The organism is Pseudomonas fluorescens group sp., assembly GCF_020093335.1.
Classification (GTDB): Bacteria; Pseudomonadota; Gammaproteobacteria; order Pseudomonadales; family Pseudomonadaceae; genus Aquipseudomonas; species Aquipseudomonas petroselini.
The window spans coordinates 46,475-60,835 of sequence record NZ_JAIOKW010000033.1 but is presented as its reverse complement, the minus strand read 5'-3'; the positions used below and the strand labels follow the sequence as shown (position 1 = coordinate 60,835).

General features: G+C 62.3%; 8 protein-coding genes. 1 reads left to right on the top strand and 7 read right to left on the bottom strand.

Going from position 1 to position 14,361, the window contains the following annotated elements; translation table 11 throughout:
- Positions 1-96: 96 nt before the first annotated feature.
- From astD to K7431_RS24545, 4 genes are all read right to left on the bottom strand, one after another.
- Positions 97-1,563, bottom strand: coding sequence for a succinylglutamate-semialdehyde dehydrogenase (gene astD / locus K7431_RS24560; protein ID WP_015885473.1), 1,467 nt, complete (start codon positions 1,561-1,563; stop codon positions 97-99).
- Positions 1,560-2,588: an arginine N-succinyltransferase gene (gene astA / locus K7431_RS24555; RefSeq protein WP_015885474.1), complete on the bottom strand. Its 1,029-nt coding sequence runs from the start codon at positions 2,586-2,588 to the stop codon at positions 1,560-1,562. Before astA ends, astD begins: the two co-directional genes overlap by 4 nt.
- A 51-nt stretch (positions 2,589-2,639) precedes the next feature.
- Complete coding sequence (aruF, locus tag K7431_RS24550) at positions 2,640-3,659, bottom strand: arginine/ornithine succinyltransferase subunit alpha (protein WP_015885475.1); 1,020 nt, start codon at positions 3,657-3,659, stop codon at positions 2,640-2,642.
- A gap of 234 nt (positions 3,660-3,893) precedes the next feature.
- On the bottom strand, positions 3,894-5,114 hold the full coding sequence (locus K7431_RS24545) for an aspartate aminotransferase family protein (protein WP_015885476.1): 1,221 nt from the start codon (positions 5,112-5,114) through the stop codon (positions 3,894-3,896).
- A 286-nt stretch (positions 5,115-5,400) separates the two neighbouring features.
- Here K7431_RS24545 and K7431_RS24540 point away from each other — a divergent pair, with 286 nt between their 5' ends.
- Positions 5,401-11,331, top strand: a complete 5,931-nt coding sequence (locus K7431_RS24540) for a dermonecrotic toxin domain-containing protein (RefSeq protein WP_043205778.1) — start codon at positions 5,401-5,403, stop codon at positions 11,329-11,331.
- Here the strand turns inward: K7431_RS24540 and K7431_RS24535 are convergent, their stop codons facing one another.
- The 3 genes from K7431_RS24535 to K7431_RS24525 form a co-directional block, all read right to left on the bottom strand.
- Positions 11,332-12,312 (bottom strand): GlxA family transcriptional regulator, encoded by a 981-nt coding sequence (locus K7431_RS24535; protein ID WP_015885478.1) that lies wholly within the window; start codon positions 12,310-12,312, stop codon positions 11,332-11,334.
- Positions 12,313-12,455: 143 nt separating this feature from the next.
- Positions 12,456-13,220, bottom strand: a complete 765-nt coding sequence (locus K7431_RS24530) for an ABC transporter ATP-binding protein (protein ID WP_003214336.1) — start codon at positions 13,218-13,220, stop codon at positions 12,456-12,458.
- 27 nt (positions 13,221-13,247) lie between these two features.
- Positions 13,248-14,360 (bottom strand): succinylglutamate desuccinylase/aspartoacylase family protein, encoded by a 1,113-nt coding sequence (locus tag K7431_RS24525; protein ID WP_015885479.1) that lies wholly within the window; start codon positions 14,358-14,360, stop codon positions 13,248-13,250.
- Position 14,361 lies beyond the last annotated feature (1 nt).

Below are 14,361 nucleotides of genomic sequence, written 5' to 3'. Positions count from 1 at the left end.
TTGCTCCCGCTGGGCTGCGCAGCGGCCCCAAAATCTTAGGGCCGCTTCGTGCCCCAGCGGGAGCAAGCTCCCTCGCCACAGGGTTTCATTGCACCCCTAAGACAAGCGCACGCCGGGGGTCAGCGTTGCCGGGACCACCAGGCTCGGGGTCTCCAACGAGGCCACCGGGTATGCGCAATAGTCCGCCGCGTAATAGGCACTGGCGCGATGGTTGCCCGACGCCCCTACCCCACCGAACGGCGCGGTACTGGCGGCGCCGGTCAGTTGTTTGTTCCAGTTGACGATACCGGCGCGGCTTTCCAGCCAGAACTGCTGGTAGCGCGCTTCGGAATCCGACAACAAGCCCGCGGCCAGGCCGTACTGGGTGTTGTTGGCCTCGGCAATCGCCGCTGCAAAATCCGCGTAGCGGATCACCTGCAACAGCGGGCCGAACAATTCTTCGTCTTCGCGCGCGGTCACGCCGGTCACATCGATGATGCCTGGTGTCAGCAGCGCAGCCTGATCCTGTGGCTGGGTCATTTCCAGCAGCGCCACGGCGCCGTTGGCCAACATCAGTTCCTGGGCATCCATCAACGCCTTGGCAGCCGCCAGGGAAATCACCGACCCCATGAACGGCGCCGGTTGCTGGTCGAACGCACCGACTGCAATCGTCGCGCTGACTGCCACCAGGCGCGCCAGCAACGCATCGCCCCAGGCGCCTTCCGGCACCAGCAGGCGACGGGCACAGGTGCAACGTTGGCCGGCGGAGATAAACGCCGACTGAATAATGGTGTAGACCGCCGCATCCACGTCGGCCACTTCGTCGACCACCAGCGGGTTGTTGCCGCCCATTTCCAGGGCCAGGATCTTGTCCGGGCGCCCTGAGAATTGCTGGTGCAGGTGGTTACCGGTACGGCTCGAACCGGTAAAGAACAGCCCGTCGATGCCGGGGTTGGCCGCCAGGGCGATGCCGGTTTCCCGCGCGCCTTGCAGCAGGTTCAGCACACCCGCCGGCAGGCCGGCTTCAATCCAGCATTGCACGGTCAGCTCGGCGACTTTAGGGGTCAGCTCGCTCGGCTTGAACAGCACGGTATTACCCGCCAGCAAGGCCGGGACGATATGCCCGTTCGGCAAGTGCCCCGGGAAGTTGTAAGGCCCGAACACCGCCACCACACCGTGTGGCTTGTGGCGCAGTACAGCGGTGGCGTCGCCCAGGGGACCGCTCTTCTCGCCGGTACGCTCGCGGTAGCTCTGCACCGAGATCGCGATCTTGTTGGCCATGCTGGTGACTTCGGTGACCGACTCCCAGAGCGGCTTGCCGGTTTCCTCGCCGATGCAACGGGCGATCTCATCGGCGCGGTTTTTCAGCGTGGCCGCGAAGGTCTCGAGCACACTGATACGCTCTTCCAGCGGGCGCCGGGCCCAGGCCGGGAATGCTTGGCGCGCGGCCTGCACGGCGGATTCAACCTGCTCGGCAGTCGCACCGTTGCCGGCCCACAGCACGTGCTGGGTCACCGGGTTGCGCGACTCAAACAGTTCACCCTGGCCAGCCAGCCAGCTACCTGCGATATACAGCGAATTCATTGTTTCGACTCCCGAGCAGCGGACAACGGTACGGCGCGCACTTGATCACCCACCACCAGTTGCAGGCGCTTGGCGGTCAGCGGATCGACCACCAGCGTGCCTGCCGCCAGGCGGGCCGGTGCGGCGGTAATGCGGCAATCCTCGCGCTTGCGGTTATGGATCAGGAACGGCGTGGCGTCGTCCCCCGGCGTGCCGATGGCCAGTACCAGCGACTGGCTGTCGCGCACGGCGCGGATCTTGGTGGTTTCACACTCCACCGCGGGGCCGGCGTCGAAGATGTCGACGTAGCCCTGGTAGCTGAACCCTTCGCTCTTGAGCATGCTCAGCGCCGGTTCGGTGTCCGGGTGGACCTTGCCGATCACGTTGCGCGCATCCTCGGACAGGAAGCAGCTGTACAACGGAAACTTCGGCATCAGCTCGGCGATAAACGCTTTGTTGCCCACGCCGGTGAGGTAGTCGGCCTGGCTGAATTCCATCTTGAAAAAGTGCCGACCCAGGCTTTCCCAGAACGGCGAGCGCCCGGCGTCGTTGGACACGCCACGCATCTCGGCAATGATCTTGCTGCCGAACAACTGCGGGAACTCAGCGATAAATAGCAGGCGCGCCTTGGCCAGCATGCGGCCGTTGAGTCCGGTGCGGTAATCGGCGTGCAGGAACAACGAGCACAGCTCGGAATTGCCGGTGAGGTCGTTGGCCAGGAACAGCGTCGGAATCTCGCGATAGATGTTCAGCTCCTGGGAGGCGCTGACGGTCAGGCCGACCCGGAAGTTGTACCAGGGCTCACGCAAGCCAACGGCGCCGGCGATGGCAGAAATGCCCACCACGCGGCCTTCGTCATTTTCCAGCACGAACAGGTAGTCGGCATCGCCGCGCCCGGCGTCGCCGCGAAAGGTTTTCTCGGCCCAGCCCACGCGATGGGTCAGGCGCTCTTCGTTGGCCGGCAAGGTGGTGAGGCCGGTGCCGGTGCTGCGCGCCAGATCAATCAGGGCCGGTAAATCGCTGCTGCGTACGGGACGAACGATCATGCTATCTCCTCGAACGGGCCGCTGTTGTCAGCCACCCGCGAAACTCTCTTTTTAAACCGCTACCAGGCGCACGCTCGCGCCTTCGCCAACACCCAGGGCTTCGGCCGCTGCGAGGTCCAACGTCACCGGTTTACCCGGCGCGTAATCCAGCTCCAGCATCACCGCGCGGTAATCCTGCAACTGCGCGTTGCTCACCAGGTACTGGCGGCCGACACCCTTGACCATCTCACCGATCTTCACCGGCACCACGCGGCTCTGGGCGATGGAGCGAATGCCCGACACCCGCGCATGCAGCGTTGGGCCACCGTCGAAGATGTCGATGTAATGGTCGGTCTCGAAGCCTTCGCGCATCAGGATGTCGAAGGTGATCTGCGCACGCGGGTGCACCTGACCCATGGCTTCCTGGGCTTCGTCCGGCAGCAGCGGCACGTAGATCGGGTAGTGCGGCATCAGCTCGGCGAGGAACGTACGGCTTTTCAATCCGCACAGGCGCTCGGCGGCGGCGTAGTTGAGGTCGAAGAAGTTGCGACCGATGGCGTCCCAGAACGGCGAATCACCGTTCTCGTCGCTGTAGCCGACGATCTCGGTCACCACCGAGTCGGCAAAGCGCTCGGGGTGGCTGGCGACGAACAGCAGGCGGCCACGGGAGTTGAGTTCCGACCACGGCGAACCGACCAGCGCAGGCTTCACGTAGAAACTGGTGAGCAGGCTGTTGCCGGTCAGGTCGTGGCACTGGGAAAGCACGTGGATCTTGTTGTGGATCTTCAGCTCGCGGGAGGCGTGCACGAAGGTTTCGTTACGGAAGCTGTAGAACGGCTCCGAGTAACCGGCCGAGGCGACGATGGCCGAGCAGCCGGCGAGCTTGCCGGTCTCGGTGTCTTCGAGCACAAAGAAGTAGCTCTCTTCACCGTTGAAACTCACCTCGGCCGCGAAAGAGGCTTCGCTGGCGGCGATTTTATCGCTCAGGCGCTCCACATCGTCCGGCAAGGAGGTGACACCAATCGGGCTGTCCGCAGCCAGACGCTGTACCTCGCCCAGATCAGCCATTTGCGCGGGGCGCATCACCAGCATGGTGTCACTCCTTAACTCGAAAAACTCACAGGAAAAAAATACCGGACAGGTCCTGATTCAACACAGGTCCAAATGTGGGAGCCGGCTTTTGTGGCGAGGGAGCTTGCTCCCGCTGGGCTGCGTAGCGGCCCCAAAGATATTGGGAGCGCTTCGCACTCCAGCGGGAGCAAGCTCCCTCGCCACAAAAAGCAGCTCCCACATTTGATCCGGTCCAGCCAACAAAATGTGTATCTATCAGGCGTGTGTCAACGACTTCACGGCACGCTCAAAACGGTCCAGGCCTTCGTTGATGTCCGCCTCTTCCACCACCAGGCTTGGGGCAAAACGCACCACGTCCGGGCCGGCTTGCAGGATCATCAGGTTTTCTTTCTCGGCCGCGTTGAACACGTCCTTGGCCTTGCCTTTGAAGGCATCGCTCAGCACGCAACCGATCAGCAGGCCCATGCCACGGACTTCGGTGAAGATGCCGTATTGCTTGCCGATCTGCTCCAGGCGCGCCTTGAACAGGTCGTGCTTGGCGTTGACGCCGGCCAGCACCTCGGGGGTGTTGATCACGTCGATCACCGCCTCGGCGACCGCGCACGCTAGCGGGTTGCCGCCGTAGGTGGTGCCGTGGGTGCCGACCACCAGGTGCTTGGCCAGCGCCTCAGTGGTGAGCATCGCCGCAATCGGGAAACCGCCGCCCAGGCTCTTGGCGCTGGTGAGGATGTCCGGCACCACGCCGTAATGCTGGTAGGCGAACAGGTGGCCGCTGCGGCCCATGCCCGTTTGCACTTCGTCGAACACCAGCAGCGCGTTATTCGCGTCGCACAGCTCACGCGCGCCTTGCAGGTAGGCCAATTCGGCCGGCAGTACGCCGCCTTCGCCCTGGATCGGCTCCAGCACCACGGCGCAGGTCTTATCCGACACGGCGGCTTTCAGCGCGTCGAGGTCGTTATAAGGGACGTGGGTGATGCCCGTGATTTTAGGCCCGAAACCGTCGGAGTACTTCGACTGGCCACCGACGTTGACGGTGAACAGGGTACGGCCGTGGAAGCTGTTCAGCGCCGCAATGATCTCGTACTTCTCAGTGCCGAAACGGTCGAACGCCACGCGACGGGCCAGCTTGAAGGCGGCCTCGTTGGCTTCGGCGCCGGAGTTGCAGAAGAACACGCGCTCGGCAAAGGTGGCGTCGATCAGCTTATGCGCCAGGCGCAGGGCCGGCTCATTGGTGAACACGTTCGACACGTGCCACAGCTTGTTGGCCTGTTCGGTCAGCGCACCGACCAGCGCCGGGTGGGCGTGACCCAATACGTTGACCGCGATGCCGCCGGCAAAGTCGATCAGCTCTCGACCCGCCTGGTCCCATACGCGCGAACCTGCGCCACGCACGGGGATGAAGGCGGCAGGTGCGTAGTTGGGAACCATCACCTGGTCGAAATCGGCACGTTGCACCGGGGCTTGCTCAACGGACATCGGAGTCTCCTGAAGAGGAACGCCTGCCTGGAACTGGCGGGCGATGCAGGGATTGTAAGGACAGTTTTCAGAGCGGCCTTGCCGCCAAGCGACAACTTCTTATAGCGCCAACCCCCGTTTTACGCGGGTTTACGCCAATGCGACAAATAGCGTCGCAATGGCGCAGTTTAAACGTTCCACGCCGTCTTAGGCAGCGGGAATGCCGGCAGGTTATTTATCTACCGCCGAGTGCAGGCGCCGGATTGCTTTGCTGACAGCCTTCTTGATCATGCAAAGGACCGCGCTCGTGACCCCATCCTCCATCGTCCTCCACACCCCGCCCTTGAACACCTACGCCGACGTGCATGAGGAAACCCTCAAACAGTCGATACCCGCCTGGGTCATCAACGCCTCGCCAGCCAAGCGTGCGGCCCTCAGCCGTGGGCAAGCCGCCATTGCCGACTGGTACAAAACCGCAACCCCCAGGGAACATGACACCCTCAAAGCCCTCGTCGGCGCGGCCTGGGCCGCGCAAAACCAGGTGGACCAGGCGATGAACAACCTGCTGTCACCCGCCGACTTCGGCGCCCCACTGCTGCAACAGTTACTCAAGCAACGCTTCGGCATGGACCTCGATGTACGGGCTACCTACCTGCGGTTTTACGTGCCCCAGACTGTCCCGTGGTTTCCTATCCGCACCGGCGCAGCCCGGACCTGGACCGTCTCCCTGCTGGACGCCGCCTTGCATAACTTCGAAGCGGGTGAAGCCTTTGAAGCCCAGTCGGGCTTCATCACGCAGCCGCGCCACGATGGCCAGTTCGAGCCTTTGCCCACGCTTGACGCGCGCATCAGCGTGGCCCAGTTCACCGCCCTGTGCCGCGAACTCGATATAGGCGGTCGGTACCAGCACTACCTGGATCAATTCTTCGATGCCCGGAACGCGGTGGCCGTGACCCGACTGCGACTCAAGCTCGACACCACCCACAAAGCGGACCTGGCCGTTGCCCTGCAAATAGCCTGGATGAAAAAAGACCTGCTCGACGACCAGTCCTTTGTGCTGTTGCAACGCCTGCTCAGCCCACAAAGTGGCGGTAAAACCGGCGCGCCCCTGCAGTGTTACGACCTGAGCATCATGTCGAGCACACTGACCGGCATCGTGCTGTTTTCGCAGAGCCTGGGCAGCCGTCACGACGTTCCGATGATCGCCTACATCCCGGACGACCCCTACGCGCCGCTCAAACAATACCCCTCCCCCGCCGCCTTCATGAAGGCCTTGGGAAACAACTTGCGCACCGTCGAGTATCAACAGTTTTTCAGCCGTTTCATCCACCACGACGAGCGCGGGGAGTTTTTCGCCGACCTCAATCACCGGCTGTCCCGGGTCACCTGGCACCCGCACACACGGGGCGACCCGCTGCCGACGTGGCGCGACACGCCCATCGACAACCCTCATCTGACATTCGGTGGCCATGTCATCCAAGGCGACCTATTCCAGCACCTGTACCTGCAAAAGCTCAACAAGGTGTACCGGGACGCGAAAGCCCTCGCCGTGTCCACCGCCAGCGTCGATCAGAAGGTGCGCTGGGAGCGCTGGAGCGTCTTTCAGAAAATTGCTTCGACGCTGCTGCAAATCGCCGCCTTTATTGCTGCGCCCTTTATTCCGCCGATTGGCCTGGTGATGCTCGGCTATACCGCCTACCAGATGCTCGATGAAGCCTTCGAGTGGATTATCGACTGGGCCGAAGGCGAGGTCAGCGAAGCCTTCAGGCATTTGCTGTCGTTCGTCGAACAAGGGATACAACTGGGGCTGTTCATTGCGGGTGCGCCTTTGGCCACTGGCGCCTTGCGCAAGCTGCTACCGCCCGAGGCCTGGGCGTTTTTTGAGCGTCTCAAGCCCGTGATATTGCCAGATGGCCAGGCGCGCCTGTGGAAACCCGACCTCTCACCCTATGCCCACGACCTCACGCTGGCCAAGCACTCCTACCCCAACGTGCAGGGCCTGCACCCCTATAACGGCATAAAGGTGCTGCCCCATGCCAAGGGCATGCTGGTGGTACAAAGCGACCCGATCACCGAGCAGCCTTACCTGCAACATCCGTCCCGGCCCAACGCGTACCGCCCGCCCTTGACCACCAACGGCAAGGGTGCCTGGCTGACCGAGTTGGACCGCCCCCTGAGTTGGGACAGCCAGACCCTTATGCAACGCCTGGGCCCGCACACCCAGGGTTTGACCCACGAACAACTGGCCAATGTACGCCGCATCAGCGCCACCGAAGAAGGCGCGCTACGCAAGATGTACGCCACCGGCCATCCCCCGCCCGCGCTACTGCTCGACACCCTGGAACGTTTCAAGATCGACCAGGGCTTGCAGGACTTCATACGGCAAATGAGCAGCGATGACCCGCAGGTCTATGGGCAGGCCGACATCCAGACACAACTGCAACTGCTCACTAACCTGGACCCGTGGCCCAAGACCGCGACCCTGCGTGTTGTCGATACCCAAGGTCAACGCCTGTGGGAGTTTGCCGGGGATAAACAGGCCCGCGTCATCCTGATCCAAGAAGCCCAACTGCAAAACGGGGACCTGTTGCACACCCTGCTCGACGCCCTTGATGAGCCGCAGCAAAAGGCACTGCTGGGCGAATACTTCGGTGACCCGACCCTGTCCACGCGAGCGCGCGCCGCCAACCTGCGTAAAAAGCTGGCCGGCCTGGCCCGATCACACCGCACGGAACTCTTCGAGTCACGCTACCTGCTCCTTGACCGCCCTGCGGACGCGCGGCAAAAAGTGCTGGTCGACGCCACTCCCGGACTGCCTGCCAGCGCCGCCGAGGCCATACTGCACAGCGCAAACAGCGAGGAACTGCAACAACTCGACCAAGGCACGCTGGCGCCACGCCTGGCGGAACTGGCCAAAACACTGCAGGAACAAGCCCATCTCAATCACACCTACGAAGGCCTGTTCCTGGACGCCGTCGACGACCTCGACACCCACCGGCTGGCCCTGCATTCCCTCGAAAGACTGCCAGGGTGGACAGGCACCGTGCGCATGGAGATCCGCCGACCGGCACCGGCCTCTACGCTCATCGACGCGATTGGCACGCCGGCAGCGCCCACCCTTAGAACCCTGATTCGCGAACCTGATGGGCGTTACACCCCACACGACAGCGAAGGCCCGCTGTTTGGGCAGACGGATCTGTACACCGCCATGCTCCAGGCCCTTCCCGACAGTGAACGCGATGCCCTGAGCCTGCGAATCGGTCAAGCCCCCCAACTCAAGCAGGCACTGGCTGCCCACGCACTGGAGCGTGCACCGCTGAAAAAACTGATCATCGCCCACCCCGCGCCACCACCCCGCGACACCCGCACGCATCTGCGCCTGCTGGGCATGGACGGCTATCGTGCGGCGCCCGGGGAGCCGAGTGCCGGCCCGAGTCACCGGCCTTCCCTGGAAGAACAGGCACAACAGCTCTTCCCTGCGCGCACCGCCGAACAAATCAGCCAACTGATTCACAACTTGCAAACCCACCCCGGTGGGGCTCAACCGCGACTCACTGCTCTGAAGCAGGAATATCAACAGCTGGGCCGAGACCTGGACACCTGGGTGGTCAACACCCCCCGGCTATACCCAGGCACACAGGTGCGCATCAGCCGTTCGGAGTACGGGAACAACAAACAAAATCGACACCTTTGGGCACAAGAGCTCAGACGCTGCTGGCGCCAGGAAACCGAAGTCGACCCGTATTTCGACGTGCCCGAGCGAAACGGCCAGGTACTGAGTCTGCTCCACCCCGTCTCCGGCGAACTACCGTCGCTACGGGTGCGCTTCGATCACGTTTCCAAACTGGAGATCACCGGCCGTGGCGAGGCATTGGATGTCGATACGTTTCTACAGCTGTTCCCCAGGCTTCGTCATCTGAGCCTGAGGAAGATCCGACTCCACAGCCTCCCTGGGACGATCGGTACATGGGGGCATCTAAATGCGCTGATCCTCAGCGAATGCAACATCACCCTGACACCCATCAGCCACATCACGTTGACCACCCTCAGCCGGCTCCGGGCCCTGGACCTGTACAACAACCCCTTGGGCCTTATTCCCAACATCGAAAACCTGCCTGAGCTACGCGACCTGGACCTGTCCTCCACAGGCATCACGGCGCTACCCGCGGGACTTCTGAGCCGCCCTCAACTGGAACTGGCCGTGCTATCCGACAACCAGATCAGTGAACTGCCGGCGGCTTTTTTCGAGCTGCCCGGCGATACCCGCAAGGAGTTCGACCTTTCCAACAATCCACTTTCCCTGCAGACCCTGGAGCACGTCAAAGCCTACTTCCTGAGGACCGGCCGCCACTGGGACATTGATGCGCCCAGCGAGGAGGTCGAGCAGGTCAATACGCTGTTCCCGAGCTTCAGCACAGACGAGGTCAACCGCCTGATTTTCGGCTTACCCGGAAGCCTGGAAACCGGCCGAGTCGAACTGGCCCGCCTGCATCAGCAATACCAAGGCTTGAATAGCGACCTGAACCGCTGGGTCAGCAGTGCGGCATCCCCCGAGGAACAAGCCCGGCGCCTGGCCTTCCAGCACTCGCTCCAGGCGTGCTGGCGACGGGAAACCCCGCTGGACAACAACAGCCCTCAAGCCATTCCTACCTACACGCTTGAGCATCTAAAGCCGATTGAAGGTGAGTTCCCGCCGCTGGACAGCGTGTTCAGCCACGTATCCGCGCTGCGGCTGCAAGGCGAAGACGGTCCGTTCCCTTTACACTCAGCCCCGTTTTTAAGGGGTTTCCCGACACTCAATCACTTGTCGATTGGGCATTACACAATGGGCGATATTCCTGGCCCGCTGCTCGAACTGCCGCAGCTCACGTCTTTAAGCCTGCGCTACTGCGCACTGACCTTGTCTGCCGACAGCGCGGCCTCACTTGTCACCCTGGACGCCCTGGATTTACTCGACCTCAGCCACAATGCGCTGGAATGGGTGCCGGAATTCGGCCGCTTACCACGGCTGTCTCGCCTCAACCTTGAACATACCGGCCTCACTCAAATTCCCGACAGCTTGCTGACACCGGTAGCGCGCACGCAGATCAACTTGAGCGGTAACCGGATCACCCAGATTCCCGACGCGGTATTCAAGCTACGCCCCGAGGTGACCGGCGCCTTCGACCTGTCCCGTAACCCGCTGACAAACCAGGCACTGGCGCAGGTCAAACGCTATTGCCAACGAACCGGCGAACACCTGAAAGCCGACCCTCCTACCGCACTGAGCGAGCGGATCAAGGCCCTGTATCCCACGTTTACCGACAACGAAGCCAATCGCTTTTTCTTTGAATTACCCGGCGACCTGGAAGCCGCGGCGCCGGCGATTGAAGGCCTTGAACGCGAATTCCACCAACTGATGACCGACCTGCAGCAATGGGCCCTGGATATCCCCACACGACACCCCATCCTGGACGTTCCGCTGGACGCTGGGATGCGGGCTCAGGAGCAATTCAACCGCCTGGCCTTCAAGGCACTGCTGGAAGAGGCGTGGCGCAGGGAGACCGAACTGGACGAAACCAACGGCGCCACCACCCACAGAATAGTGTTCGAGAGTCCCTTGCTGGGGACGTTGCCGGAACTGTCCGCACGCTTCGACCATGTTTCGCTGCTGGAACTGGGAGGCGAAGGCGGCACCACAAACGTCGACGGGCTCCTACAGCGCTTCCTGCAACTCGACACCCTGATCCTGTCCAAACTCCGCTTGGGCGCTGTTCCCCAGCGGGTATTCGATATGCACAGGCTGACCAGCCTGACCCTGGCGGAGTCCAACCTTCGACTGACGGCTGCCAGCGCCGATGCACTGTCAGGCATGAGCACCCTCAGGTACCTTGATTTGAGCGAAAATCCGCTGGGTATCACGCCGGACGTCAGTCAGCTTAACCAACTGGAGTCGCTGTACCTGCAGGACACCCAGATCAGCGAAATCCCCCGCGGCCTGTTTGAATTGCGCGAACTGGGCGTGCTGGACTTGAGCGACAACCTGATCACCGAGATACCGGCAGACATCATCGACCTGGCGCCACGGCTCAACGGCGCGTCCGACCTGAGCGGTAACCCGCTGTCGGTGCAAAGCCTGGAGCATCTGCGCCAGTGCTATTTACTCACCGGTAACGACTTCGGCATCAGAGAGGCCACCCAGGATGCCGCCGGCAACCCGTTGGTGCGACCGGACGCCACTGAACCCATGGAGGAATAATCAGCCGCGCTCGGAGGGTACCGACGACAACTCGAATGGGCTACTGCTGCGTCGCTGGTTGCGGTCTTCGCGAGGGGTGGCGCCGAAGAAGTTGCGGTAGGCGCTGGAGAAGTGCGGCCCCGAGGAGAAACCGCACGACAGGCCGATCTGGATGATCGACTTGCTGGTTTGCATGAGCATCTGGCGCGCTTTGTTCAGGCGCAATTCCAGGTAGTACTGGCTGGGGACACGATTGAGGTACTGCTTGAAGATGCGCTCGAGCTGTCGTCGCGACACACACACGTGCTGGGCGATTTCGTCGGTGGTCAGCGGCTCCTCGATATTCGCTTCCATCAGCAACACCGCCTGGGTCAGCTTCGGATGGCTGGAGCCCAAGCGGTTTTGCAGAGGGATACGCTGGCGCTCGCCGCCTTCGCGGATGCGCTCCACCACCAACTCTTCGGACACCGCACCGGCCAGTTCGGCGCCGTGGTCACGGGCGAGTACCGCCAACAGCAGGTCGAGTACCGACATGCCACCGCAGGCGGTCAGGCGGTCGCGGTCCCAGTCGAACAGATGGCTGGTGGCGATGACCTTGGGGAAGCGTTCGGCGAAATCGTCCTGCCAGCGCCAGTGCACGGCGGCGCGGTAGCCATCGAGCAAACCGAGTTGGGCCAGCGGGTAGACACCGGCCGACAGGCCGCCGATCACGCACCCGGCGCGCACCAGCTGCTTGAGCGCAGTGCTCAGTTGTGACGCGATCACGGTCGGCGGTTCGTCCGCCAGCAGGAACAGTTTCTGGAAGCCCTCAAGCTTGCCGGCCCACGGCACGCCCGGCAGTTGCCAGTCGCCTTCGGCGGGCGGTTCGGCCTGCAGGAACGAGAGTTCATACACCACATCCGGATGCACCCGCTGAGCAACGCGCAAGGCCTCCTCAGCCAGCGCAAGCGTCAGTGCTTTTGTGCTGGGCCAAATCAGGAAACCAATTTTGTGGGCGGTCATGGAGTGCTATCCGAAGCCTGTAACAGTAATGAAGACAAGGGCCAATGCTAGCCCGTAAACCAACACAAATCTCAAAAACAATGAAGATCAATGTGGGAGGGGGCTTGCCCCCTCCCAAACAGAGCCAACCCCACAAGCAGGAATTATTTCAAGCTGCCGGACAGGAACTGCTGCAACCGCTCGGACTGCGGGTTCACCAGTACTTCACGCGGGTTGCCACGCTCTTCGACGATGCCTTTGTGCAAAAACACCAACTGGTTCGACACCTCACGGGCAAAGCCCATTTCGTGGGTCACCACCACCATGGTGCGGCCTTCCTGGGCCAGGTCCTGCATCACCTTGAGCACTTCGCCGACCAGCTCCGGGTCGAGGGCCGAGGTGGGTTCGTCGAACAGCATCACCTCCGGTTCCATTGCCAGGGCACGGGCGATCGCCACGCGCTGCTGCTCGCCGCCGGACATGTGGCCGGGGAACGCATCCTTACGATGGCCCACGCCGACTTTGGCCAGGTAGTGCTCGGCCTTTTCACGCGCGTCTTTCTTCGACATGCCCAGCACGTGCACCGGTGCTTCCATCACGTTTTCAAGCGCGGTCATGTGCGACCACAGGTTGAAATGCTGGAACACCATGGACAGGCGCGAACGCATGCGCTGCAGTTGCTTGGGGTCGGCGGCCTTCATGGCGCCGTCCTTGTTGGCCACCAGTTTCAGCTCTTCATTGTTGAGCAGGATCTTGCCGGCGTGGGGTTGCTCCAGCAGGTTGATGCAGCGCAAAAAGGTACTTTTGCCCGAACCACTGGAACCGATGATGCTGATCACATCACCGGCCGCGGCGGCCAGGGACACACCTTTGAGCACTTCATGACTGCCATAGCGTTTATGCAGGTCTTGGACTTCAAGTTTGTACATGCGGTCGGTTCTCACAAAAACAGGTGGTCAGTCGTTGAGCAAGCGCCCGTGACGCAGCGCTTCGCGCCCCGCCACCTTGGCCAGCCAGAAACCCGCTTGGGCATAACGTAGCCGTTCAACGGCAAACAACACCCCCGAGGTGCCCGCGCAAATCGTGCTGACGCGGTCTTCCAGGGGGTCAATCACTTCAAAAATCGGCTCGCCTTTTTCGACCACATCACCGGCTTTACGCAGGTAACTGATCACCCCGGCGTGGGGCGCGAACAGCAGTTCGGTGCCTTCAAACGGCAGGCCTTCACAGGGCTCGAACTGTGGCGCGGGCCATTCCCCCTTGATCAAGCCCTGCTCGGCGAGAAACGCGAGGATGCCTTCGGCGTGGAAGACCGCTTCATCGCGTCCGGTGTCGGCTTGGCCGCCCAGTTCCAGCGTCGTCGCCAGACAGGCCAGTGGGATCTGCGCCTCAGGGAACGCCTGGGATAAACGCAGCCATGGCAGCGAACAGGCCTCATCGAACGAACTGCCGCCGGAGTCTTCCGCCAACAGGCCGACTCTCACATTCAAGTGCGCCGACAGCGAGCGCCACTGCGGCCAGTGCTGCGGCAGCGCGTACATGTGCAGCGCGGCTTCGGCGTCGCAATGCAGGTCGAGCACCACATCGGCGGTGCAAGCGTGGCGGAGCAGGATGCGCTGCATGCCCTGCAACTGGCTGCTCGGCTCTGGCAATGCGCTGAGCACATCGTTCATGGCTTGGCGGATCATGCGCACATTGGCGTGGGAATCATCGCCCAGCTTGCCCTTGAGCAGCTCAGTGACCGGCTCGCTCAACTCAACAAAATCGCGGTTGAAGTTCTTGCCGCTGCCCACTTCGAAACGGCCCTGGTGGCTGCCTTGCAGCAACTGGCCCAGGCCCATCGGGTTGGCCACCGGCACCAGCTCGATCACGCCGTTGAGGGCGCCTTGCTGTTCCAGTTCGGTGAGACGCTTTTTCAGCTCCCAGGCGGCGCGCATGCCGGGCAATTCATCGGCGTGCAAGCTGGCCTGGATATAGGCCTTGCGCTCGCCCTTGCCGAAACGGAACACGCTCAGCTGGCGCTCGCAGCCCAGGTGGCCCCAGGGCAACAGGTGATCGATACGTTCCATA